We start from the raw sequence: 24,000 nt of genomic DNA, 5'->3' as shown, positions 1-24,000 counted from the left end.
ATCGGAATTTGCGGTCGCACTCGCGAGGAGCCGCCAGGAATCAAAGTGATGCAATTGACGGAAGAACAGGAAACCATCATCGCGGATCCACTGGATAGCGACCTGATGATGGTGATCGCCTTCGCCGGCGGGGCGAAGACCACGACGTTGCGGCTCAAGGCTGCGGCGCACCCGAGAAAGCGCGGACTCTATCTGGCCTATAACCGGGCCGCTGCCATCGCTGCCCGCGACACCTTTCCTCCTAACACCACCTGCAAGACGGTGCACGCCCTGGCCTATCCGCGGTTCGGCAGTCGCTACACCCACAAGCTGGTCGCGAACCTGCGCGTCGGAGACGCGATGAGGCTTATGGGCCTGGGCGACGACTGGAAGCTGGGACGCGAAGTGGTCGAGTGCGTAAACGGCTACATCTGCTCTAACCACGACGCGTTTCCGCAGCTCGCACCAGCCGGTGGCGACCTCTCGCTTACGGCGGAGCGAAGGACCCACGTCGCTGCGGTCGCCAAGAGCCTGTGGCAACGGATGGCAGACCCGCGGGATGACGCGCCAATGGTGCATGACGGGTACCTGAAGTTATTTCAGCTCTCCCGCCCGACCCTTCCCTACGACTTCGTCATGCTGGACGAAGGACAGGACAGCAACCCGGCCACGTTCTCGCTGTTCCGCCACCAGAGCCAGCCGAAGATCATCGTCGGCGACCCCTACCAGAGCATCTATCAGTACCGGGGCAGCGTCAACGCCATGGCCCCAGCCACGGCGTCTCGGGTCTACCATCTGAGCCGCAGCTTCCGCTTCGGGCCACAGATTGCCGACATCGCCACGAAGCTGCTGCAGGAGTTCTACGGGGAACAGCGCGTCATCGTGGGTGGCGGGCCCGATACCCAGATTCAAGACTTCCACCCGTACGGCCCTCACGCCTGGCTATGTCGTACGAATGCCGAGGTGTTTGCTCAAGCAGCCGCTGGTGTCCAGGCGGGTGAGTCCCTAGCCTTCGTAGGCGGCATCGATGGCTACAACTTCGCCCAGGTACTCGACGCCTATTGGCTCTTCATCGAGTGCCCAGATCAGATCCGCGACCCGCTCGTGCGCCAGTTCCGCTCCTTTGCAGAGATGGAGCGCTATGCCGACGCCGCCGAAGACCCCGAAACGAAACGGCTCATCAAGGTGGTCGGTATCTATGGAGGCGATATTCCCGCCCTCATTCACGCGATCCGGCGCTCCCTCGCGCCGGCGGGGCAGGCCGCCGATCGGACACTGACAACAGCCCATAAATCGAAGGGACATGACTTGTCCCGGGTCGTCATGGCAGACGACTTCCCCGACCTGGCGGATGACGATCTGGACCTGCAGGAAGCCAACCTCGCCTACGTCGCGGTCACACGCGCCGTGCATTCGCTTCGCCCAAACAGCATGTTGCACGACTGGTTGTGCCAACTATCGTCTAGTCGTCAGGCCAGCGCTACTGATCAGCGCAATCCGCGAGTGCCGCATTGCGCCAACACATCCAATAACCGAAAAGCGAGGTGACGAGACAGAGCGACAGTGACGAAAAAACGGCGTACACGCCCCGAACCGCAGAAGGGAATTTGGGGCAAAAAACAGAAACACAGTTCCGGTGCCCACCGGTTGGGACTTGGGTAAGAAGTTCGGGCGATGGCTCGAGCGAAGGAAGTGAAGAAATGGTCAAGAAACAGAGGAACTCAATTCAAGTGCGGCTCACTCCAGTTCAGATCGCGACGCTAAAGGCCACCCTTGGCCGAGTGTCCGCCGCCGCTGTTGGCGATGAGGCAAAACGCCGCTTTTCGTTGAACGTCGGAAGGGCAGAATGCAGACGCGTCGCCGCGCTGATCAAGGAAGAAAAAGGGGATGAGGAACAAGGCAATCTGAGAATCCGTACTGGAAACCGGGATATCGATGTGCTCCGGGGTCTATCGCAATACTTCGGACGGCCGCAGTCGGATGTTCTCGCCTTCCTTCTCCATCGCACCCTGAGCGAAGTAGTTGGAGGAATCCCCCTGCCGCTGCGTGCCGAACGCCTTGGGGTCACAGCGCTCGAGGCTCACCTCCAGGCGTTAGCACGACTGCCAAGGAAGAAAGCGCAACCGAAACGTGAGGGTGCCCGGCGAGCTACCGACCCTGAACAATGCAAACCGACATAGGAGCCCCTGCAATGCCCTCGATGGAGAATATCCAAGACGCACTAGTCCGCTGTCTGCGGCAAGAGCCGCCGAACGACTACAGGCTGTGAATTCCTACGGTCGCCGGCGGAAGGCGGCGACGGCAGAATCCAAAAGAGAAAAAGGGACTTCCAGAGTGGCTCTCTGGAAGTCCCTTTCGGGACTTCGGATTGCGGTGGCTGTCAGTGCAGCACGCGTGCGCGACGCGAGGTCGCGGTTGCGAGCTTGAACAGCATTTCGAGGTTGCGCAGCACGGTGGGCGATTCATCCGCTCCGGCTTCGAACATTTGCTCTACGAGGGCCTTTACTCGGGCTGCTTCTTCGGGCTGTTCCGCTGCCTTGGTCAAACTGCCCCAAAACGCCGGCTCGAACAGCGGCCAACGTGCATAGGCACTGGCTTGAGCTCGATCGGTGCGACGAAACGTGTTGCCTTCGGAAGCCGCTTGAATAGCTTTGCGTTCAACCTTGTCAAAAATTGCGGGCATCGTGATCTCCAGACATTGCCGTGGAACGGCGATTGAAATGGAGATGGGCGCGGAGCGCCTTCGGAATGAGGTCCAATCCGAAACCGCCAGGCGGATGTCCGTTCGTTCCTTCTGCCTCTCGGGGAGGCTTGCTGGAATTCTTGCACAGATGTTGATCGACTCAAAGGCCAAGTGCTGCTGATTCGCCGGGACAATTCGCTGCGACCGCCCCGACGAAATTGCCCACGTGGGCACCGTTTATCTATGCTAACCCTTTGATTTATATAGCGCAGAAGTCGATATCCGGCCAATTTATTGCTCAATTTTGGCCGGCTAACCGACCCACGCACGTAGCCTCCCACGGTCAAGATGCGTGAATCCGTTCGCCGGATAGTAGCCGACACCACCGGCGGACAAGTAGCGTCCGAGCTGGGCGACCCGGCTCGCCGACACACCTGGAATCCGAATGTCCACAGCTTGCCCATGCATGTGCAAGCTGTTGAATGCCGCACGCTCGGTGCGCGCATTGGTTTGCGGATGCCGGTAGCCAGAGAGCACCGTAACTGGCTCGTCAACGCCGAAGTAACGTAGCCAACCGTACACGCCGCAGAGGATATCGAGCGTTACCGGGTCGATTTGCACCGCCAGGTTGAGTTGCACGTCGCGCAGGAGCTGGCAGACGGCCATGTAACCCTCCGGAATGAGCCTGCCGTCCGCCCAGTAGACTGTCTTGACCGCCTCTGTCGTAGTCCGTGTCTTCGCACGTACCAGCCATAGCTCGCGCGGCTGGGACCAGAAGTCCCCGCTCCATCCCGGAACTGGCAGCGCGAGACTAGCTACTGCCGCAGCACTCTGTTGCAGGAACCGCCGCCGCGACGGCAGTAGAACGTCGCCCTTTAGGTTGAGTAGCATGGGGCAAACTGCTGAGTTTCGTTGACTCGATAATCGTGGTGATTGGCAACCCCGGCGGTTGGAGTACGAATGGAAAAGCAATCGCTTTCGGCACCGCCGCGGCACGTCTGGAATCTAAAGCTATTTCCCGCTGGATTTGTAAGTTGCGACCAAAAAATCGCGCGCGATGATGGCTCTATCTGCAATGCAAATGGAGCGTGATCATGGAGTCTTCCTGCACCATAGAATCCACCGTGCTGGATCCGAAGCTCGGCTTCGATATCGGCTACGACTATGCCCGCTACGGCCTGCACCTTCCGTCGAGTGTCCGAGAGGCCGCCGAGGCGCTGCCCCCGCAAATCTTCCAAGGCCACCGGTATGGCAGTCAGAAGTTCCTGCTCAGCCGGCCGCGCGGCGATCGGTACGTGCGCAAATGGCTGCAGCTGCGCGTCAATGCCTGGCGCCGCCTGCGGCATTTCGATGACCGCATTACCCCGGACTACCTGCGCACGATCGACCTCCCCTACTGCCCGGTGACGCGCGTCACATTGGAGCATTCGTCGGCCAGCGATACCACTTGGTCGGTCGATCGCATCTACAACGGTGCCGGCTATGCCCCCGGCAACCTGGCAGTCACATCCGCGCGAGCGAACACCGCGAAGGGCGAGCTCACCACAGCCCGGGTTGTCCGAATCCTGCAAGGCGAGAGCAGTCGGCAATTGGCCCCGGCTCTGACGCGCGAGCAGTGGCGCCGCCAGATCTGCATGATGGCCTGGTCTGACCCAAGCGTCCCCTCCGAGGCCTCGTCTCGGCTCACGATGGCAGTCCTGCCGCCACCGCGGACACTGTGCCATTCGCCTTTCACGGCTTTCCAGGTCGTACTGAGCCTGGCGATGATCGGCCGGCCCTTGCGCAATGGAGTCGATCCGATCCAAGTCGCCATCGATCTGGTTCCGACCAAGAAGACTCGCCGCCAAATCATCGAGATGGTGCTGGTCCTCAAGCGATTGGCCAGTCTGAATGCGCGCCGGCTCACGAACGAGGGCAACGGCGGGCCGATCGCTCTCTATGCGGTCGAGGATGCCTGGGCGTCGGATGCGGTGGTACTGCACTGGGAACGCATCGTCCGCAAGAGCGAGGCGGTCCAGTTCCTTCCCGCCATGGCATGCCTTGGCGGGCGCCCCGGCAAACGGGAGGATTCGTACGACGGCTGGGCACTCGCTTCCGGCGGCTACGACACTCCGTGCCACAACTGAGTCCGAACCTATGAGAGCGTTCCGCCAGATACTTCGCACCACCGTCTTGGCCGCATTTCGCGTCAATGTCGAGCTGGAAGACAGTGTCGTCACGCGCTTGCGGGGTGGCCGCGTCATCGTGGTCGCCAACCACGTCAGTCTGCTGGACGGCGTCCTGGTTGCCCTGGCCAGCCCGGTACCGCTCATGTTCGGCGTCGATCCCGACTATGCGCGGCATTCTAGGTTCGCCATGGCCGGCATGCGGGCGCTCGCGCGCATGGGGTTCGGCGACGTGGTCCCATTGGATCGCAACTCCCCGTACTCAATGCGCACCCTCTCGCAGCGGCTGAATCGGGATCAGGCCGTGATGCTGTTTCCCGAGGGCGCGATCGGGACGGGCGCCGCCCCTTTGCCAGCTCGGCCCGGTGTCGCCTGGCTTTCCCAGCGCACAGGCGCCCCGATCGTCTACGTCCAAATCCGGGGTGCCGAACAGAGCCGCCTGTTCGCCAAGGCAGGCAAGCAATGGTGGCCAGCGATCACCTTGACCTTTGGCCGCCATCTGGAGCCGGTCCGTTGAGGCGGCCCGCACCCTCGCACGGCGGGATTGTCCGCCCGGGAGAACCGGTCACGCGGTTTCGATGCGTCGTATGCGGTCATCTTTCCGCCGGAAGGATCCCTGGCCGAGGACGCGGCGATGGGACCTTTCGCTATCCACGCCGCCATCTGGTCGAGGGCAGCATTTGCGAAGGCGTGATGCGCGAGGCGGAATGGGTCGAGATCGAAATCCTCCGGTGAGGCGACAGCCAAGCCCTTCCCTTCGAACGAGGGAGTTGCGCCAGGCAAATGCGGCAGTACCTTACCAGTAGATACTGAGGAGACATCATGAAGCTGTTCAAGAAGCCGAATCGGCGCTGCACCTGGAACGAAACCGAAGCCTGCCCGGCCACCGTGCGAATTGCAGTTGGCCTTGGTGCTTTGATCGCGGTGGCGGCCCTGGCAGCGCTCTCCCGTCTCAATATTGGGTAAACAAGCGAGGGACCGAAATGATCCGCCAAACTGATATCCGACGCGCGACCATTCAGAAGGAGGCAAACCAGTCCTGGTCGTCGCTCGTGTTTTTCGAGTGCATGACCGCCGGCCTGTTCCTCGCCACCTTTTTCATCATGAAAGGAATGAACCCATATGCCGGCCTCGCCCTAGCAGCCCTGCTGGGCTTCCTGGTGCTGTCCAGCCAACGGGCGCGCAGAGTCGTGAGTTGCGTCGCCACACTTCTGTACGCCCTCGTGGGCGCCTATGTCGGCTACGCGATGGAGTCCTGGGCGCTGGGCATCATCCTGTCGATCCTGGTGTTCCTGCTGTCCTGGACTTTTCACGACATGGGCAACCAGCACTACGACGACTTCCAGGCGCCCCGGAAGTAGTCCACGGTCAGCCGAATCCCGTCTCTTTTCGGCTCCCATTTGAGCCGGCCGCCTCGCGTCGCAGGGCAAGAATGGGACACACCCTCCAGCCGTCGCTATGCCGAAGGAATTCTATGCGCAAACACCACATTGCAGCGGCCGCCCTGGCTACTGCAGCCCTGCTGCCGGCCATCGGGTACGCGTTCAGCTTCAGTCTTCCCGAAGCGGCCTCCGCAATCACCGCAGCCTCGACCGATATCGAGGCCGCATTTTCCCCTGACGCCGGCGCGCTGGATCTCGTGCTCAAGGTCATCGGTTCGGCCAAGCAGTCGATCCGCGTGTCGGCCTACAGCTTCACCTCAGCACCGGTCACGAAAGCGCTGCTGGAAGCCAGGCGACGCGGCGTGGATGTGCAGGTGGTGGTCGACCAGCGCAACAACCTGGTCGACGACCGCAGCGGAAAGGCCGCTGCCGCCCTCAGCGCGTTGGTGACCGCTGGCATTCCGGTGCGAACCATCAGCACATACGCCATCCATCACGACAAGTTCGTGTGCGTCGACGGTCGTACGGTGGAGACGGGTAGCTTCAATTACAGCGATGCTGCGGCCCGCAGGAACAGCGAGAACGTCCTGGTGATCTGGGACCGGCCAGATCTCGCACGTCGCTATCTGCGGCATTGGCAAAGCCGCTTTAACGCCGGCGTCCCCTACCAGCCACCTTACTAGGACGGAAGACCCCTGGAGCCGCGCAAATGAGCCATTTCGTACACATCATGGGCCGCGCCTATGCGCTCTCGGATTTGATGGAGAGCGAAGGTGGCTATAACGCGGTGCTGGAGCGCGCGAAGCGCACGGCTGGCTACGCCGAGTGCGGCTGTGCCGCCCGACCGCCCCTACCGAAGCTGCAGATCCGACGCCACGGCACCTCGTACCTGCTGGCGAGATGGCCGGATCAAGCCCACCTGCACACGAAGGCATGCCCCTTCGGGCGAGCCTGGGCTGGACGATCCGAAGATGCGGAAGCCACCGCTCCGTTCATGCTCAGGAACGGCGTACTCGATATCCGCCTGGATCTCGCGTTGACGGTACTGCCACGCGCCCTGCCGGCGGCGCCAGCGCAGGTGCCATCCGGGGAAGCCAGGGGGGCCGGCCGCCGGACGGCTGGCTTGCTGGCCTTCCTCGAGTATGCCTGGGAGGCCGCGGGCCTGAATAGCTGGTCGGCAAATGAGCGCCGGACCTGGGCCAGCTGCTGGTCTCGCCTGACTGCGGAGCTCGGCAATGGCCAGATCAATGGACAGCCGGCCGCAGACATTCTTCACATCATCCGGCGCTATGAACCAGACAAGCGCGCCGAGATCAACCACGAGTTGGACACGTTCCTGGACAGGCTCAAGTCAAACGCAGACGAGAAACGCCGCGGAGTCGTCATTGGTGAGATCCAGTCGCTCGAGCCCAGTCAGTTCGGGGGAGTCTTGGTCCTTCGCCAGAACAACCGGCGCTACTACTTGTCGCAGGCGGCTTATAAGGCAACGCTCCAGGCTCACGGCACCGCCCTGTCAGGAATCGGGCGTCACGGAGCACGCTGTGTCGCCATCCTCGCTGTCAGCCATTCCGACAAGCGATACCTCAAGGCGGTGGAAGTCGCAGCAATGCTTACCAATGCGGTGTTCATCCCTTGCGACTCCAGCTACGAGCTCGCCATGGCGGACCGGCTGATCCGTGAGGCTCGCGCTTTTATAAAGCCATTGCGCCACGTCGACCAGGCAGCAGTGCACCCGGATTTCGTGTTGCGCGACACCGGCAAGGAAACGGTGATTGAGGTCTACGGGATGGTCGGCAACGCCGAATACGACAGGAAGGTCACCGAGAAGCGCCAGCACTATGCCCGCCTCCCGACGCCGGTTGTGGAATGGATCCCGCCAGGCCAGGCGCTGGAACGCGTCGTGTTGCCCCCGATCAAGCGAGGGGCGTAGTGGTGTGGCGCCCCCGACCCAACTCTCAAAGGAATGGCCTTGAGCAAAGCCGCAAGCCCCGCCGTGCCGAAGCCTGCGAAACGCAAGCCTGCCGCCAAAGTCGGGGGCAAAGTTCGCAAGGCGACGAGGCCCACTGCAAAGGCTGTTGCCGCCGATCCTGCGCAGCGCGCGGTAGTCGCCTTGTGCACGAAGCAGGACAACGAGCTCGATGCCAGCGAAGAGCGACTGGTCGCAAGTGTGCGCGCCTTTGCTGCGGCTGTGATGGCGCACCCTGCGCTGCTGGATGCCGGGCCAGCGGTGGGTGCCGCCATTGCAGGTGGCCCAGCGCTGCCCATGCTTATCCAGCGCTTTGTCGCACCCATGCTCGCCACTATGCCGGACCCAACGAACGGAGAGCCAGTCCAGGTCGACCTGCGCTGGTACCTCGTTGACCGCTTGTACGCGGCGCAAGCACCGCAGCCAGACTCGTTCTGGGTGCTGGATGTTGTCCAAGCAACGGGACGCAGCAAAGCCACACCGGTTGCCCCTGTGCCAACAATCGATCCCCGCCAGGCTGCCCTGTTCTAGGGAGATCTGCGAGGTCATATAGAAAAGGTGGTAACGATGACCAAGGCACCGGTGCAAGCCCCGGAGTTCAGTCCGGGGTAAGCCGGGAATGTGGGGGTTAGTGAGGGGTCTGCTGCTGCTCAATGTACTGGCGCAGGATATCCAGTGGAGCCCCGCCGCACGACGCCGCGAAGTAGGACGGGGACCAAAGCACGCCCCGCCGCTTGAGCCACGGATGGAAGTCCCCGAACTGCTTCCGCAGCAGTCTGCTCGACACGCCCTTGAGCGATGCGACGAGCGCTGATAGGGCGACCTTCGGCGGGTAGTTCACCAGCAGATGGACGTGGTCGTGCTCGCCGTTGAACTCTACCAACTCGGCCTCGAAGTCCTTGCATACCCTGGCCAGGATGGCCTGCATTGCGTCAAGGTGCTCCTTCTTGAACACGTTGCGCCGATATTTGGTCACGAAGACCAAGCGTACTATACGGGAATGGAAACCGTAAAGACACTGAAGCTGCGCATCAAGGACAAGCACGCGAAGGCGATGCTTGCGATGGCGCGCGACGTGAACACGGTTTGGAATTTCTGCAATGGAACCCAGTATCGCAGCCTGAAGCGTTACTGCAATCGCCCGAAGGTCTGGCTGTCAGGGTTCGACCTTCAGAAACTCACAGCGGGCTTCAGCAAATGCGAAGGCGTGCGCGTCGATTCCCGAACGGTTCAAGAGACGTGCAAGGAATTCGCGACGCGGCTTAAACAGTTCAAGCGCCAGAAACTCAATTGGCGCGTGAGCAACCGCAAGTCGCCGAAGTATTCGCTCGGATGGGTTCCGTTCAAGGGCGAAGGCATCAAGTACAAGAACGGGCAACTGCACTTCAATGGTCTTCAGATCGGCCCTGTGGGACTCGTATGGCCTGTCGAAGTATGAGCTTGGCGCGGGCAGCTTCAACGAGGACTCGCGCGGGCGTTGGTACGTCAACATCGCTGTCAAGGTGGAGGTCGAAGAGAAACGCGTGCCGGATGGCTCGGACGTGATCGGCATCGATCTTGGTCTGAAGACCTTGGCGACGTACAGCGACGGTGAGAAATTCGAACCTAAGCGCTTCTATCGCGAGTCTGAGCAAGCGCTCGGCATCGCTCAACGAGCGAACAAGAAGCGCCGCGTGAAGGCAATCCACGCCAAGATCGCAAACCAGCGCAAGGACGCCATCCATAAGGAAACATCGGCGCTGGTCAAAAGACATGCAGGAATCTTCGTAGGCAACGTGAACGCGAAAGCGCTGGCAAAAACGAGTATGGCGAAGTCCGTACACGACGCCGCATGGACCACGTTCCGGACACAACTCAAGTACAAGGCCATCAGGCAATGTGTGGTGTTCGCAGAGGTCAACGAAGCGTATTCAACCCAAACGTGCTCGTGCTGCGGAGTCATATCCGCGAGCAGTCCGAAAGGTAGGGCCGACCTTGGAATAAGGCAGTGGACGTGCTGTTCGTGCGGGTCGGTCCACGACCGCGACACGAACGCGGCCCGGAACATTGCCCGCCTGGGACTTCAGGCGCTCGCTGGAGGAATCTCCGGGGGTTAGCCCGGAGAGGAAGTCAAGCTTCTGGTCTTTCTTGGCGGGCTACTGCTAGGCACCAACGCTGGTGTGCTGGTCGTGGTTATCTGCTTGAGATGGGCGCGCCCTCAAGCCGACAAGGATCTAGCCAACCACGGGAGTGGCGCATGTTAGAGGGCCACGCGCGCCAACGGACACGGATCATCGCGGAATTGCATGGTTGCGCGGGCAATGGCGGGACAGAGAATGGGACTCGCATCCACTGACCGCAACCGATGAAACACTCGCCACCCACCATCCCCCACGCCCTGCGCCCCGCCGTTAAGGTCCGCGTGGGTATTCCCCTCGCCGGAGGACGCCTGGTAGAAGCAGCGCGCAGTCGCAGCTATGCAACGCTGTTCTCCGCCAACGCCTTCAGCCGCGTCTACTCGCGGGGCCACGAGCGAGCCGGCCATTTCCAGTCCTTTCGGCTTCCCGACCACACACAGTTCGCCGGCCTCGATGCCACCCTCGACTCCGCAGGCTTCGTCGCCGCGGTTCGATATGGAGACTACCGTTGGGCGGTTGAAGACTACTTCGACCTCGTGGAATCGCACCCATGGGCTTGGTATGCCGCGATGGACTATTGCTGCGAGCCCGAGATCGCCGGCAACAGACCCCTTCGCCTGCTTCGCATGGCGGCCACCGCTCAAATGCTCGGTCGCTGCAACGCGGAAGCCGCTCGTCGTGGGCTGCCCCCACCGATGCCCGTCTTGCAAGGCTGGAATCCTGCTGATTATGCAACCTGTGCCGAATGGCTTCCGCTTCTCGATTGGCCCGATCTGGTTGGGATCGGCTCGGTATGCCGCCGGCAGGTTGCAGGCCCTGACGGAATCCTCGCAATCCTCGGAGCGGTCGACGTAGTGCTTCCCGCGCATGTTCGGGTCCATCTGTTCGGTGTAAAAAGCGCGGTCCTGGATAGGATTGCGCACCATCCACGCGTCGCGTCGATCGATTCGATGGCCTGGGACTTCCACGCACGCGCTGAACGTCGCACTGGGCGCGACATGGACTACCGCATCGGGCACATGCAGGCTTGGGCCAATGCACAGCGTGAGATTGCTGCTCGCCCGCGCACGCTCAGCAGGATCAAGATCCCGCTCTCCGAGGCTACATCGTTCGGTAACGTCCACGACAGCGAAGGCCTGGTACTCGAAGCGCTGGCGCTCGTATACGCGAATCTCATCATGAGCGGCGAGCTTGACTACCTCGACGCGGTCGCGCACGTCAAGCGCGACGGCGCAACCGCGGTGGCCATGACCAGCCAGAACGGCTTGTGTGAGGAGACCCTGCAAGACTTCGACGACCTGTTAGCCGGCTTAGGCGCTCGCGTGCAGCAACTTCGCCGGGAACGCGGACATTGACTCAATTTCCAAGGAACTCTCAATCATGCATGACTTGTTTGCGCACTATCGCGCGTTGCTGTTGGCGGATGGGTCGGCCAGCTGGTTTCGCGCCGAGGCGCTCGATCAGTTGGGCGGCCTGATGGGGACTTGGTGATGCCTGCCCCTCTCGCATCCCATGGCGACAACATAATGGAAGAAACCGTGCCGCCAGCCCCGCCTCCTGCAAATGCGGGCACGATCTCGGACACGCCGGTAAGCGCCGCATCGATATCGTTCTCGTGCGGTCGCTGGTTCGTGCGTGGAGATACGCACGCGCCACCGCCGGTCGGTTCGTCCTTTGCACCTTCCGCGGCGGGAGTTGTGCCGATGAGGCGCTCGAGCACACAGCTCACGCTGTGCCACGGCCTGGCTCGCGCTGCGGGGACGTCGAAGCCGACAATGCGTCTTCCTGGCACTGCGGGATGCGCGATATTGAGGATGTCGCTGCGACCCCATAGCGCCGGGCCCGGAGCATGGGCGAGGGCTGCGCCGGCTGCATCGTGAGCAGCACGGGCAACGTCGGTGTGGCTGGGCCAGAAGCGGTCGTCGCCCTCGGCCTGGATGGCCATAGCCCCGGCCATGCGCTCAATGGTGCAGGCATCAGGGTGCGCTATCTGAGCCTGAACGACAAGCGCCTCCCGCAGGCGCGGCTGCAGGATCTCAATTTGCCGCCCCAGTCCTTCCAGCCAGTCCGTCGTCGCATGGAGCGGAGGCGGCAGGACAAACGGGGCCGCTGCGTAGCGTGTCAGGTCGCGATGCGAGCGAGACCCACGCCCCATGCTCGCGGTGCGATTGGTCCGGTATCTCCCCCAAAGAGGATAAGTGCCCGGCGGTGTTTTCTCGGCACCCGCCCGGAAGCCCGCCTGAATGCTGGCGGTGGCTACCCCGGTTAACTGCATGAGAATCAAGGGGCCCCCGGGATGGGCTGCAACTCGCGCCAACAAAGGGCTCGGCTGACTAATAACCGTATCAATCTGCAGGAAAAGGACGATCACCCCTATAAGGGACGTTCGAGCTGCCTCAGTCCGTGATCAAAAAAAGCGATCCCGGATCGCCGGACTTTGCTCCTGCAGATCCCTTTTTGTTGTATTTTCAATACATCCATGTGGCAACCTTGATTGACCGGAAGTCGGATCGCTAACTCCCAACTCAGGTGGGTCCAGAGACTCTCTCGCTGTATGCCGCAAGAGGCTTAAATGCGCGTGTCCAGGAGGCCCTCCACGCACGTGGATCGACAAATGAGAAGAAGTACTCACGTGACCCGGTGGCGCCACCCAGTTGCCGGTTTGTGCCCTGCCTGTCACTAACGTTCGGACTCCAGGCATTCGAACGCCTTCCTGATCTCCTATTCCGCCAGTTCGTTCCTTCTCTCGCGAGAAGCCCGCGTGTAGAGTCATGGCGATGCCCAAGCCGGCACGAACTCGCTGCGATATCGCGATGCAAATGCCGCTGCTGTAGGGTTCACTTCGAGGAAGAGGATGGCGGGCGAACTGAATGCCGGGATAGTAGGAGAGAAGCGGTGACGGCGCTGTATTCGGACGTATATTCTCAGGTCCAGGAGCTCCAGACGACGATCAATGCGATGCACACCGAAGGCATCCGCCAGCTGTCCACCGAACCCACTCGACTTCCCACTGACACGCTAACTGGATTCCATGACCATCGGGAAGTGTGGCAGCAAGAACTTACCCGCGCCACGCTCCTCGGGCTTGGTCCTCAACACCAACACCCGGCCCAGGTGCGCGATGATTTCGAGACCCACTGCGCGCCCGGCAGGCCCGCAAGACAAGACCTGACTGAACGTCAACAGGCCGTACTCGCCCTCGTGCTGGAGGGCCTGCCAAATAAGCTTATCGCTCGCCGCCTGGGCTTGACGGTGAACACCGTCAAGGAACACGTCTCCGCCATCTTGCAGCGCCTTGGCTCGCGCACACGAACTCAGCTGCTATCTGGGATGAAGCCATTCCGTTCGCATGAGGCGCATGCCGGCGAGGCCGCCAACGCGACGAATGAACAGCCCGATGGCGCCGCGCCGAACAGCCCGCCAATCAAGCCGAAGGATCTCGGCCTCACGAGCCGCCAGGGTACAGTGCTGCTCCATTTGCTCGACGGACTGTCCAACAAGGCAATCGCACGGCACGTGGGGTTGACGGAGAACACCGTCAAGGAACATGTTTCGGCAATCCTGAACCGGCTTGGAGCACGCACTCGCATGCAGTTGATATCTCAGATGAGGCACTTCGCACCTCCGCCGGTTTCGGATCCGGATAGCGCTTATCTCGACGGCGCTGCGTAGACAATTGTCACCATGGCGGCCGCGGCTACGATAGATTGCCAAACTTGCACCGTGTATCTCCCACAAGCGCCCGTGCGACAGAAGCGGCGACCAGCGTTGGTAGTGCGGCCGCCTGGGAGAGCTCAATGGACTAGCAGCTGCGAAACTGGCAATCCCGAAGACCAATCGACCTTGCGCAGGTAGTCCGGTCTCTGACAAGCCGTCACCAGTCGCTCGATCCCTGCGGCCTCCAGCCAACAACCGAGTGCCTTCCCTAGTTCATCGAACGCCAGCGGATCGCCCGGTTCGTCGAAGCCAATCAGGCAAAATACCTGTCCCGTATCGTCGTTGTCCGCCCAGTCGATCCCATGGGCCAAAAGGCTCTGGACGGTCGACGTCACGAGCGCATCGCTGATTAGGTCGCTCAGATAGATCCCGACTGTTTCCGCCTCCTTTCTCAAGTGAGGCAACTCAAGATAGGGGTCGGCTTTGAGATAGCCCAGAATCGCCAGGGTGGCCCCGTCGCCGTCATTGTCCTGGGAGTGATCGACCACCAGCATCCCCCATTTGGTCCGGAGTGCACGCCGCGGGCGAAGCGCATCGTCCAATTGCCCAAAGTCGTCGCCGCCTTCGACGGCTGCCTTGGCCCTTGCAACGCCAATGACATATTCCGGCAACGACGTCAGCGGCCAGTTCTCCAGCGCCTCTGGGCCGATGCCCTTTGCCAGGATTCCGGCAACCTCTTCGGCCGAGTATTCGCGGTCCTCTCGCATTTCCTTCTCCAAGTTGATCGGCGACGATCAGTCGCCAGCGGGTGATCGATGGCTCGGGGCCTTCGCCAAGATGCGGTACAACGCCTGCCGTGAGATCCCCAGCTTGGCCGCGGCCGCCTTCTTCTCCTGGCCGCAGCTATCCAGCGCAGCCCTGACCTCCTCTCGTGACGGCGGTTGCCGGCGCGCCGGCGCATGCTTGCCCAGGTAAGCGTTGCTCTTGGATTCCCTGGAGTGGCCGGCGGCCTCAACAACCCGCTTCATCCCCTCACGGTGCAGGGCGTCCAAAGGCTTCGTTCCCCCTTGGATCGCGGAGAATTCCCCGGTAACCCGGTGGTACAAGCCGTTGAGGTATTGGTGCCGTAAGCCGTGCGAGGTGATCTGCAGCTCGCGCTTTGTCACCCCGTGGACTCTCAAGACGTAGTCATAATGATTGCGCCACTGGTCTAGGCTGTACTCGATAGGAATCGTGGTGCCGCTCATGCTATTGGCCATCCGACATGCATCTTCGAGCAGCTTGTACTGCGCCTCCGTCTCGAGCTGCACCTTGCGTGGCCGCTTTGCCTTCGTTCCATCGTCCACCCGCAACTGCCCATCTGCCGTTACTCGATGCGGCTTCAGCAGGAAGGACTCCTTTTTGCGAAGGCCGAAGGCGGCCTGAAGTCTCAATTGCGTCGCGACGTGCCGGTCGGACTGCTCGATCTTCCGCAACAGCCCATCGACATCTACCCCACTGGCGTCCCACGTCTTCTCAACCTCAGCAAAGTACGTGCGTCGGTAGTCATCAGGACGCCGCTCAATGTAGTCGTCAAGCTTACCGACCAGGTTGTGCTTGCCCATCCAGGCGGCAATTGTGCGCAAATACGTCAGCTTGTTCTCCACCGTCCCGGGCGCCTGCTTCAGCTCCAGCACCCATTTGCGCACAAGATGCTCGATGTGCTTCTGCTTCAGGTTCCACGGACTGGTCAACTTGTAGCCGTCTTCCCGCAACTCCCGGAACGAAGCCAGCAGGTTGATGACACGCCGATACTGGGTCTCAAACGACACCGGCTTGTCGCTCAACCGATTTGGGCTGCGAATCTTTTTCAAATGTCCCGCGGCGAGCAGCTTGAATGCGTCGATGAATGAGGGCGGCAAGCCTGATCGCTCTGTGATCGCCGCGTAGTCGATGGTGATCACAGGTCAGCCCTCTTTCGAACGGTCGCTGCGACGCCGCGCCTCGATCTTTCCTTCATGGAGATCTAAGAATAGCGCCGCTAGGAGGCCGACCAACAGCAGCGTGAGAGGCCCAAGTCTTCCAGCCCTCTCGGGCCAGTACATGACAACCAGGAACATGCCAGCTGCAATCACCGTGCACAGTGCCACCACCCATTTAACCGCCTTGGTTTGCCGTTCTCCAGGTTTCTCGCCCGTCATCGTCCTCCTCACCTTTCTTGAAACTGCTGCAGCAAGTAAACTAATCATCCCCATCCCAGTCGCCACTCGCGCCGGCGCCGCCGAGCTGCCCGCCGTGGCCAGTCACCTTGGCCGAAGCCCCAGCAGGGCGCTCGACCTCACTGGCGCTGGCGGAATCCGGCAGGCAGGCCGTTCCCGGCGTAGGTCGGCCGGCCAGCCCGGACGGCAGCGATTCGTGCCGCAACCGAAGGCGTGAGCGACGCGGCATCCGTGCCATAACGGAATCGGGTACGCGACATTTAGAACTCGCAATGCCGGATTGAACTCCACGGACGCGGCTCTTGCGATTGCCGCCCCGGCCTTGGCGCAAGCTGGACGCCTTCCCAGTGTCGTTCCTGCTCGTACGCTGTCATGCCCGCGCCCCAGGCCTTGGGCCGCGGCGCGGGATCTGGCTCCGGAATCGGCGCAGGGCTAGGCTCTGGTCGCCGGGGCTCCTCCCCCTCATGCACCAATTGACCCAGGGCCCAGTCGAAGAAAGCCTCCGCCTCTGGCTTGCAGGCCCTGACAATCAGCCGGCGAAGGTTGTACTCGCTGAGAAAGACGACTACTCGCCCGCCACCATTGGTCTGGATCTCCTTTCGAAGAATTCCCGCATCCGGAAGGCAATGATGAGCCACCATCGCCCTGCTGTTCTGCATTCCGAGACAGTTCCCAACATCCGACGCGCAATACCAACGACCACCCTCGGTATCTCGGAACCCGCGTACAAAGGCGCCAGCGTTGCCGAGTGGCAGAGGAACAAGCCGAACGTCGCCAGGATCAGAACTGCTTCGCGCCTCCCCGGTCGCTAGCGAATTGTTCTCATGGCGCACAACGGCGAGGCATACGTTGGCGGCTACCCGAGGACGTTCGACGTCCCCGAGCTCGCTCTCCCGCGCGGCCGAGCTTCGCACCTCTGGCCCGAGATGGGACGGCGCCAGGTCATCGAGTACCCAGTCAAGATACGCGTCTGCCTCAACCTTCTTGCACCGCGCAACCAGCCTTCGCAAATTGCCTTCGCTGAGGTACATGAGAGGCTCGCGCTTGCCACCGGTATCGGTGATCCGATGGCCAATTCCACCAGGCTCGCGACAAACACGCGTGATGGTCGCCCGAAAATTCGTCAAACTGAGCGCACTCGCCGCGTCGATCGCGCAGTACCACTTTTCCCCCTGCGGGTCGATGAACCCGCGCACTGTCGCGCCCTGCCTCCCGAACGGAAGACGACCTACTGGCTCGTTCCCCGCTTCGTCTGTCGCGTTCAATAGTTGATCTTCAGGGAGCTGTCCCATCGGCCACGCGCTCCTAAGCCGGCTGGTTGGCAAGTTGAAGCGCGTCGACCTTATCTGCCTCGATGCCTAGCAGGTGCCCGATTTGCGCTGCTGTATTGCCCTTGTCGCGAAGCTCTGCGGCCTGCTTCATCTGCGCATGCCGCAGCTTCCGCGTGCTTTCCTGCCACTTTGCGAGATGCTCAAGCACCTTGACCTCGTGCTCCAGCTCGGCGATTCGCAGATCCTTCTCCTCCGCTTGAAGTCGGTACCGAATCGCATCCTGGCGGGCGAACGACAATCGGATAGCGCCTCCTCGAGATCTGGGCTCGCTGCGGGCAAAGGCGGGCGTGCTTTGCCTTCGTCCATGGTGTACACACCCCGCGCCCGAAGAGCGGGTAAGACTTCACTCGTCACCCACCGCCGGAACACCTTGGCGGCAGGAAGCTTGCAGCCGAAGATCAGTAGGTAAAGGTTGGCCTCGTTGATGAACATCAGCTTCTGTATGCCACCCTTCGTCAGGACGTCTTCGCGGATTACCCCCCCTTCGTCTTCACAGTGGGCGGCTACCGCAGCACGTGAATTGCTGTGCCCCAGAACGTTGCACACATCCAACACCGAGAACCATGGCTGCCCGTCGTTGTCGGCGAACGAGCGGACCATCTCCTTCTCGTACAGAAACGGAACGACATCCCGAGGCCGCCTTTGCATATCATCTCGGCCCCTGGCATCAAAAACCTCTTCATCCATAGCTAAGTAACCTCCCTTCCCAAGCCTTTAGGAGCGCGTCCTTCCTCAGCGCCATCTGCGCCGCCTTCGGCGCGTAGCTCACTATTTATACAATGAAATTCGGGCCGCGCTACAACCGAATGCACTCGTATTTCAGATTGCATTCGGCCCCATCCAATCCAGTGCAGCAATAAATCCAAAAAGCTCCGTCCTTTAGCGATTCCGCCGATGAGCCAAGCGCGTGGAGCAACGCAACCTGACCGTCGCAGCAACGTCTCCGTCACCACTCCCACGCGCCCCTACCGCTGGCCGTGGATTCTGATGGGCATTCTGTGCAGGCTGCCTTGGGCCTGTGTTGTCGGCTGAACCGCTGGGTGATTCCCATGCGGCCACCCCGTATGACCTCGCCATCCAGCCGCATCGCATCGGGCTTCGTGACCAGTGTCCCCGCCTTCTGGCGATCGGGATGTGTGTGTATTCGGTGTGCCTTTAGGCGTGTCCGTGTCCGGAGAAACTCTGTCTCATCCAGATGCATTTGCTAAAACAGACCGCTAAGCCAAGCGGTATCGCGTGTCCGGTGTCCTCAGTATTGGCAACCACAGGGCGCACCAGCTAATGAAAAGAAGCCAGTCACCGAAGGAGTCGGACACGAATGTGCCGACCAACGACGAACTGGCTTTTTGGGAGGCACGCTGCGCGCAACGGGCGCAGGGCAATGCCTTGATCTAGGGACTACTGCTGATGACGCTCAGCAACGTTGAATTCGGGGCCCGACGTACGTTGGGCGTACGCCAATGATCGCGCATTTCAAGTCCTTGTGGAGTTCGAAACGTGCTGTTTTTTGATGAGTAATTGCTTTTGACCAGGTGGCATCGATAGGAAAAAATATTGCTCCGAGCATGCTCCGAACATGAGCACTTAATTAGCAGTTTGTACTTCATTAGACACTCCATTTTTGCTTAATTTTTAAGCATGCTCCGAGCATGCTCCGAACAAGGAGAAAGCATGAAGAAAACCGATTCGATTTGCGTCGAAATCCGCATTAGTCCAAACGATGGCCCCTTGCATAACAGGCTGAAACAGTATCCAGGCTACGCTGGCAGCCGAGAGCGCGCGCAGTACGTCAAGTCACTGCTCATTCGCGCCTTCGAGACCCTGGAGCAAGCTCCATACAGCGCCGTTTTCCCGGCGCATTCGCCAGTTGCGGCAAGCCAAACCGCATCCAGAATCGGGAAACACGATTTTTAAGGAGAGCAGTGTATGTCGACTCACAACGCCGACCGCTTTGCGGTAGGGATGGATGTTGGCTTTGGAAACCTGAAGACTTGCTGGGGCGATGGCGAACTGATGTACCCCGCACGCACCAAGTCAGAGGGCGCTGCGCATAGGGGAGATTCGCATCGTCTGAATCGCAAGGAACATACCCTGGACGAAGTACGGGTTACCGTCGACGGGCAAACCTACCTCGTTGGCCCAGACACGCATCTCCACACCTTGGAACCGATGGTCGCGGACGATTTCTGCAACCGTCCGGAGTACAAAGCGCAGGTGATCGGCGGCCTCTATCACATGTTTCGAAAGACCGGCGTTCTTCGCCGCACTATCCCGGTTCTGGTCCTCGGCCTTCCGGTTTCGACCTTTAAGATCCACCGCGATCAGCTGCTCGATCAGTATCAGCACAAGGCACTCACCGTCCCGGTCCCGAGCTCGCTGCAGGGTACTTACGGAAGGGAGGTGACGGTCAGGGTCGAAGAGGTCAACATCCTCCCCCAACCGGTCGGCAGTCTGATCGCCTGGTCCGTGGACGAAGGACAAGATCGAAGTCGCGAGATTCAGGACGACCGCAACAACCTTACGATTGACCCTGGCGCCCGCACGTTCGATTGGTACGCCTCAAGAGGAACAAAGCCGGTCTACGACGAGTCCGGCGCAGTTCCAGGTGGGGTGACATCGATCGTCTACGTGCTGGCCGACTACATGACCAAGGCGCTCGGAACCTACATTGATTATCGGACCGCCGAGATGTGCCTGTCGCGCCAGCAGTTGTCCGTTGTTGGACTAGGTAGTGTCGACATGCAGCCGTTCCATGTGCGAGCCAAGGAACTGGTCGACGAAATGGTTGACGGGTTCATGAACCGCATTAGGTCCTCTACGTTCGACAACGTGCTCCTCACCGGGGGCGGCCTGGGTCTGTTTGAGGAAGCGCTTCGCAAGCGTTTCCCGCCGGACGATATCCGCAAGGTTTCGAATCCGATCATGGCGAATGCTCGCGGCTACTACCGCTGGGGGATCTCCTGAGCGATAGCCGCGCCCGCCCCGCCAAGGCCAAGGATTCCGGCAAATAGTTGGCCAATTATTCGCCGGAATCGCCCGCAGTAGGCAAGCAGAACGCGGTTGCGCTGGCCTCGAGCAAGTTGCCCACGTGGGCAACATTTTGGTATGCTAACTCACTGATTCTATTGGGGACGAGTTTTCACAACGGCGAAAAGATTGCTCAAATTTGGCCGGTGTCAGATAGACTAGTGCGCCATTTCGCCCAGGTTTCGGTGCGCTCGGCATATTCGCGCCGGCATACACTATCTCTATGCTGCATGCAGATTCCGGCAAATAGTTGGCCAATTTTTTGCCGGAATTCGGCTCGCCCCCAAAGGCCTAAGCGATGGGCGTATTCTCCCCGCGGAACATTTTGCGCAGCTATCGATGCCGAGACGGTGCAGTCTCGCCTTAAACTATCCAGATGCCATCGCTATTTCCCCCACCACCTCCTCCTGATCGGTACTTTACGGTCGCCCAACTGGTAGAGCGCGGTTGGAACAAGTCACTCATCCAGAGACTACTTGGCGATGCCGATGATGCCTTCCGCCTCACGGATGCAGGCCGACCGTCGCTCATCTACTGGCGCTATCGCGTTCTGCATGTTGAGGCGTCGGCTGCATTCGCCAAAGCAAAAGAAACGGCCCGTGAGCGAGCAGCTAAAGTCGCTCCGACACTCGAGCGCAAGCGCGCTCTCATCATGGAGGTGTCGCAGCAGATCGCCATCGATGTGCCTCAGCTCGAGATGGAAAAGCTGCTCATTGGGCGATCGTACTTGCTATCGGACGCCGAGGCCGCTGTAGAAGCGCTGGTGCGGAGAATGCGGGTGTTCGAGTACGAGATCGACCTCTATCACTGGCACATAGGCATCAGGGAAGCGCGGAAGGCGTTGCGCCTTCGCATCCTCGAGGCTATCTCGGAGAAATACCCCCACTTGCGGGTGGCGTGTGAAGCGCGGGCCCTACTGGAGACTGGGGCCGCCGATGGACAGCCGTTCGAGATCCAGCCGTCGGGCGAGTATTCGGCCGTCTAGCGCGCCGCCCCGAAGTTGCGGGCGGCGCGAGGATACAAAACCTAGGACGATAGATCCAAATACTCGAGGCTTTGTATCAGCGGCGGCGGACGGGAGCAAGCACTATACCCTTGACGGAATATTCCTCGCGTTGCTGGAACAATTCGGGCCTGGCCAGCGGGATCCAAGGTTCAAGGCATGGCCATATGCGCGAGCTGCGCATCCAACACGAAGGCCGACCGTATCGTGTTCTCTACGCTTTCGATCCACGCCGGTCGGCAATCTTGCTGCTGGGCGGCGACAAGACTGGCAACGACCGATGGTATGCGGAGAATCTTCCGCGGGCGGATGCGCTATACGACGCACATTTGGAAGAATTGCGACAGGAGAAGGGCGATGGCTAAGAAGTTCTCTGAGTTGCGGTCAAAAATGACCGTAGAGTCTCGGGCGCGATCGGACGCCAAAGCCCAGCGTTTAATTGCCGAGATGGCATTGGGAGAGTTGCGTCGTGCGCGCGGCCTATCTCAAGAAGCGCTGGCGTCCGTGCTCAACGTTAAGCAGCCCAGTATTGCGAAGCTGGAACAGCGCACCGACATGTACATCTCGACGTTGCGCAGCCACATTCGCGCGATGGGCGGCGAGCTCGAGATCGTGGCGCATTTCCCCGATGGGGACGTGCGTATCGCGAATTTCTCTGAGATTGGCCAGCCTGCGGCCGTGGATCAATAGCGCCGAACTACATCTTGCGAACAGCAGCGACTAAATCGCTACCGGAGATCCATCCGGGCGAGATTCTCCTGGAAGAGTTTATGAAGCCGCTGGGCATCACGTCTCGAAGGCTTGCGGCCGATATCGACGTGCCGCCAAGCCGCATTAGCGAGATCGTGCATGGCACCCGTCCAATCACGGCCGATACCGCACTGCGCCTAGGGCTCCTCTTCGAGATGGAGCCGCGGTACTGGACCAACCTGCAGGGCGAATACGACATGCGGATGGCCACGCGCGAGCTAAAGGACAAGATCGCGCCGCGCATCCGCGTTTTCCATCCCGAGCCGGCGTAGCAATCGCCCAAGCGCCACCTGGCGATGCCAACACCTACGCAGCACCGTTGACATCCTCCCCGCCGTGAACGACGAGGATTCCTACTGCATCTAGGCCGCGATGGCTTCGATTGCTTCGGCGGGTTCCTGTTTCTACGGGCGGCCCGACTGCGCCATCCCTCCACAGGCAAACAAGCGCTGTCCGCGCTCTAAAACGTTGATCGCGCCGACGTGGTCGGCATTGTTCTCGTATTCGCAGGCGACACAGGCAAATAGCGCCTGTGTCTTGCGATTCTCGGCCGCGATATGGCCGCAACACGGGCATGTGCGGCTCGTGTTGACCGCCGAGACCGCGACGAAGAAACCGCCGCGCCATGCCGTCTTGTATTCGAGTTGGCGTCGGAACTCGCCCCATCCCTGGCTCAGGATTGCCTTGTTAAGCCCCGATTTCGCGCGGACGTTGCGCCCCGGCGCGTCGGAGGTGCCTGCGGCCGATCGCGTCATGTTGCGCACCTGCAGGTCCTCGACGGCGATCATTGCGTGGTTTTTGCTGATCGTGTTCGATGTCTTGTGCAGGAAGTCCGAACGGGCGTTTGCGATGCGCGCGTGGATGCGCTGCACGCGCGCCTTCGCCTTCTTCCAGTTCGATGAACCTTTGACCTTGCGCGCCATGCGGCGCTGATATTTCGCTAGGCGATGTTCGTGCTTCTTGAAGCTGGCGAGCGGTGCGACGAACGTACCATCGCTCAGCGTCGCGAAGCGGGCGACGCCGACGTCGATACCGACGGCCGGACCGTGCGGCACCGGCTGCTCGACCTCGCGCTTCGTGAGGATGGATACGTACCATTTTCCCGCGCGCAGCGAAATGGTCGCACTGCGGACCTCGCCGAGCACCAAGCGGCTGTTGCGGTAACGAAACCATCCCAGCTTCGGCAACGAAATGCGGCCGTTCTGGCGGTCGAGCTTGATTTGCTTGGGATCGGGATAGCGGAAGCTATCCGCCGACTTGCCCTTGCGCTTGAATTGGGGGAAGTCCGCGCGCTTGGCAAAGAAGTTTTGGAACGCGCGATCAAGGTCAAGAATCGCCTCGTCTACCGGATGGCGCGGTGCACCGGCAAGCCACGGCGTCTCCGCGCTGTTGCGCCACTCGGTGAAGCACTTCTTCATCGCAAACTTGCCGATGAATTTTCCGCCCGCCGCGTGGTTTTCCTTCTGCAACGCCAGCGCCTTGTTATAGACGAACCGGCACGCGCCGGCGAACTGACGCATCTTGCGCGCCTGTTCGCCGGTCGGCATGAGTTCGAATTTAAAGGATTGGAGACGTTGCATAAAATCATGTTACCAGCAGCTTTCACGCGTGCAAGGACGGCTACGCCGTCCGCGCTATCCTCCCTCCCCCTGAAGGCTCAGGATCCCCCACATTTCTGGGGTGAAGCGCGGGAAATTTGCTTGTAAACGAGGAAGACTGGTGTTAACTTTCGCACACCTTGT

Annotated in this window: 27 protein-coding genes and 2 pseudogenes; 19 read left to right on the top strand and 10 right to left on the bottom strand. The window is 60.8% G+C overall.

All coding sequences use genetic code 11. The features are described 5' to 3' along the window. Positions 1-48: 48 nt before the first annotated feature. Positions 49-1,527, top strand: a complete 1,479-nt coding sequence (locus ACGLHR_RS27205; RefSeq protein WP_400097299.1) for a UvrD-helicase domain-containing protein — start codon at positions 49-51, stop codon at positions 1,525-1,527. A 152-nt stretch (positions 1,528-1,679) separates the two neighbouring features. Further along, positions 1,680-2,159, top strand: a complete 480-nt coding sequence (locus ACGLHR_RS27200; protein ID WP_400097297.1) for a hypothetical protein — start codon at positions 1,680-1,682, stop codon at positions 2,157-2,159. Positions 2,160-2,359: 200 nt separating this feature from the next. Here ACGLHR_RS27200 and ACGLHR_RS27195 read toward each other — a convergent pair whose 3' ends face one another. Beyond that, on the bottom strand, positions 2,360-2,662 hold the full coding sequence (locus tag ACGLHR_RS27195) for a hypothetical protein (RefSeq protein ID WP_400097295.1): 303 nt from the start codon (positions 2,660-2,662) through the stop codon (positions 2,360-2,362). A gap of 312 nt (positions 2,663-2,974) precedes the next feature. Beyond that, positions 2,975-3,553 (bottom strand): YcbK family protein, encoded by a 579-nt coding sequence (locus tag ACGLHR_RS27190; protein ID WP_400097293.1) that lies wholly within the window; start codon positions 3,551-3,553, stop codon positions 2,975-2,977. Positions 3,554-3,756: 203 nt separating this feature from the next. On the opposite strand from ACGLHR_RS27190, the gene ACGLHR_RS27185 reads away from it, so the two are divergent. The 7 genes from ACGLHR_RS27185 (at position 3,757) to ACGLHR_RS27155 (ending at position 8,706) form a co-directional block, all read left to right on the top strand. After that, positions 3,757-4,788, top strand: a complete 1,032-nt coding sequence (locus ACGLHR_RS27185; protein ID WP_400097292.1) for a hypothetical protein — start codon at positions 3,757-3,759, stop codon at positions 4,786-4,788. A gap of 10 nt (positions 4,789-4,798) precedes the next feature. Beyond that, a complete protein-coding gene (locus ACGLHR_RS27180; protein ID WP_400097290.1) occupies positions 4,799-5,344 on the top strand; it encodes a 1-acyl-sn-glycerol-3-phosphate acyltransferase in 546 nt (181 codons plus the stop codon). A gap of 305 nt (positions 5,345-5,649) precedes the next feature. Continuing rightward, a complete protein-coding gene (locus tag ACGLHR_RS27175; protein WP_400097288.1) occupies positions 5,650-5,793 on the top strand; it encodes a hypothetical protein in 144 nt (47 codons plus the stop codon). Between the two features lie 17 nt (positions 5,794-5,810). After that, a complete protein-coding gene (locus ACGLHR_RS27170) occupies positions 5,811-6,188 on the top strand; it encodes a hypothetical protein (RefSeq protein WP_400097286.1) in 378 nt (125 codons plus the stop codon). A gap of 113 nt (positions 6,189-6,301) precedes the next feature. Further along, positions 6,302-6,892: a phospholipase D family protein gene (locus ACGLHR_RS27165; RefSeq protein WP_400097284.1), complete on the top strand. Its 591-nt coding sequence runs from the start codon at positions 6,302-6,304 to the stop codon at positions 6,890-6,892. Positions 6,893-6,939: 47 nt separating this feature from the next. Further along, positions 6,940-8,139 (top strand): DUF1173 family protein, encoded by a 1,200-nt coding sequence (locus ACGLHR_RS27160; RefSeq protein WP_400097282.1) that lies wholly within the window; start codon positions 6,940-6,942, stop codon positions 8,137-8,139. Positions 8,140-8,178: 39 nt separating this feature from the next. Further along, positions 8,179-8,706 carry a hypothetical protein gene (locus tag ACGLHR_RS27155; RefSeq protein ID WP_400097280.1) on the top strand — a complete coding sequence of 176 codons (528 nt, stop codon included), beginning with the start codon at positions 8,179-8,181 and terminating at the stop codon, positions 8,704-8,706. A 97-nt stretch (positions 8,707-8,803) separates the two neighbouring features. Here ACGLHR_RS27155 and tnpA read toward each other — a convergent pair whose 3' ends face one another. Continuing rightward, positions 8,804-9,220: an IS200/IS605 family transposase gene (gene tnpA / locus ACGLHR_RS27150; RefSeq protein ID WP_400097278.1), complete on the bottom strand. Its 417-nt coding sequence runs from the start codon at positions 9,218-9,220 to the stop codon at positions 8,804-8,806. Here tnpA and ACGLHR_RS27145 point away from each other — a divergent pair. The 4 genes from ACGLHR_RS27145 (at position 9,176) to ACGLHR_RS27130 (ending at position 13,964) form a co-directional block, all read left to right on the top strand. Continuing rightward, a complete protein-coding gene (locus tag ACGLHR_RS27145; protein ID WP_400097276.1) occupies positions 9,176-9,613 on the top strand; it encodes a hypothetical protein in 438 nt (145 codons plus the stop codon). The two genes, tnpA and ACGLHR_RS27145, sit on opposite strands and share 45 nt — an antisense overlap. Beyond that, a complete protein-coding gene (locus ACGLHR_RS27140; protein ID WP_400097274.1) occupies positions 9,564-10,271 on the top strand; it encodes an RNA-guided endonuclease InsQ/TnpB family protein in 708 nt (235 codons plus the stop codon). Before ACGLHR_RS27145 ends, ACGLHR_RS27140 begins: the two co-directional genes overlap by 50 nt. Before the next feature lie 248 nt (positions 10,272-10,519). Then, the gene (locus ACGLHR_RS27135) at positions 10,520-11,647 is read left to right on the top strand and encodes a hypothetical protein (protein WP_400097272.1); all 1,128 of its coding nucleotides are present in this window, start codon (positions 10,520-10,522) and stop codon (positions 11,645-11,647) included. Between the two features lie 1,540 nt (positions 11,648-13,187). Further along, positions 13,188-13,964, top strand: a complete 777-nt coding sequence (locus ACGLHR_RS27130; protein WP_400097270.1) for a response regulator transcription factor — start codon at positions 13,188-13,190, stop codon at positions 13,962-13,964. A gap of 122 nt (positions 13,965-14,086) precedes the next feature. Here ACGLHR_RS27130 and ACGLHR_RS27125 read toward each other — a convergent pair whose 3' ends face one another. The 6 genes and pseudogenes from ACGLHR_RS27125 to ACGLHR_RS27100 form a co-directional block, all read right to left on the bottom strand. Continuing rightward, positions 14,087-14,716 (bottom strand): hypothetical protein, encoded by a 630-nt coding sequence (locus ACGLHR_RS27125; RefSeq protein ID WP_400097268.1) that lies wholly within the window; start codon positions 14,714-14,716, stop codon positions 14,087-14,089. Between the two features lie 27 nt (positions 14,717-14,743). Further along, the gene (locus tag ACGLHR_RS27120; RefSeq protein WP_400097266.1) at positions 14,744-15,892 is read right to left on the bottom strand and encodes an integrase domain-containing protein; all 1,149 of its coding nucleotides are present in this window, start codon (positions 15,890-15,892) and stop codon (positions 14,744-14,746) included. 3 nt (positions 15,893-15,895) lie between these two features. Continuing rightward, positions 15,896-16,129 (bottom strand): hypothetical protein, encoded by a 234-nt coding sequence (locus ACGLHR_RS27115; protein WP_400097264.1) that lies wholly within the window; start codon positions 16,127-16,129, stop codon positions 15,896-15,898. Between the two features lie 278 nt (positions 16,130-16,407). Next, entirely contained in the window at positions 16,408-17,439 is a 1,032-nt protein-coding gene (locus tag ACGLHR_RS27110) for a BRO family protein (protein WP_400097263.1), read from the bottom strand. 13 nt (positions 17,440-17,452) lie between these two features. Further along, positions 17,453-17,716 (bottom strand): hypothetical protein, encoded by a 264-nt coding sequence (locus ACGLHR_RS27105; RefSeq protein WP_400097349.1) that lies wholly within the window; start codon positions 17,714-17,716, stop codon positions 17,453-17,455. Positions 17,717-17,823: 107 nt separating this feature from the next. Further along, positions 17,824-18,078, bottom strand: a pseudogene (locus ACGLHR_RS27100) (Bro-N domain-containing protein); the annotation flags it as partial. 1,071 nt (positions 18,079-19,149) lie between these two features. On the opposite strand from ACGLHR_RS27100, the gene ACGLHR_RS27095 reads away from it, so the two are divergent. The 6 genes and pseudogenes from ACGLHR_RS27095 (at position 19,150) to ACGLHR_RS27070 (ending at position 22,530) form a co-directional block, all read left to right on the top strand. After that, on the top strand, positions 19,150-19,392 hold the full coding sequence (locus tag ACGLHR_RS27095; RefSeq protein WP_253932507.1) for a hypothetical protein: 243 nt from the start codon (positions 19,150-19,152) through the stop codon (positions 19,390-19,392). A gap of 12 nt (positions 19,393-19,404) precedes the next feature. Next, positions 19,405-20,442, top strand: coding sequence for a hypothetical protein (locus ACGLHR_RS27090; protein ID WP_400097261.1), 1,038 nt, complete (start codon positions 19,405-19,407; stop codon positions 20,440-20,442). Between the two features lie 439 nt (positions 20,443-20,881). Next, positions 20,882-21,490, top strand: a complete 609-nt coding sequence (locus ACGLHR_RS27085; RefSeq protein WP_400097259.1) for a hypothetical protein — start codon at positions 20,882-20,884, stop codon at positions 21,488-21,490. 152 nt (positions 21,491-21,642) lie between these two features. Beyond that, positions 21,643-21,873 (top strand): annotated as a pseudogene (locus tag ACGLHR_RS27080) (type II toxin-antitoxin system RelE/ParE family toxin); the annotation flags it as partial. Beyond that, a complete protein-coding gene (locus ACGLHR_RS27075; RefSeq protein WP_400097257.1) occupies positions 21,866-22,198 on the top strand; it encodes an XRE family transcriptional regulator in 333 nt (110 codons plus the stop codon). The pseudogene ACGLHR_RS27080 and the gene ACGLHR_RS27075, both read left to right, overlap by 8 nt. A 14-nt stretch (positions 22,199-22,212) precedes the next feature. After that, entirely contained in the window at positions 22,213-22,530 is a 318-nt protein-coding gene (locus ACGLHR_RS27070) for a HigA family addiction module antitoxin (RefSeq protein ID WP_400097255.1), read from the top strand. A gap of 132 nt (positions 22,531-22,662) precedes the next feature. Here the strand turns inward: ACGLHR_RS27070 and ACGLHR_RS27065 are convergent, their stop codons facing one another. Then, positions 22,663-23,838, bottom strand: coding sequence for an RNA-guided endonuclease InsQ/TnpB family protein (locus ACGLHR_RS27065; RefSeq protein WP_400097253.1), 1,176 nt, complete (start codon positions 23,836-23,838; stop codon positions 22,663-22,665). Between the last annotated feature and the right edge of the window lie 162 nt (positions 23,839-24,000).

It is taken from the genome of Cupriavidus sp. CuC1, assembly GCF_044627735.1.
Classification (GTDB): domain Bacteria; phylum Pseudomonadota; class Gammaproteobacteria; order Burkholderiales; family Burkholderiaceae; genus Cupriavidus; species Cupriavidus ulmosensis.
The sequence above is the reverse complement of the archived record's forward strand: the minus strand, read 5'-3'. Positions and strand labels throughout refer to the sequence as shown.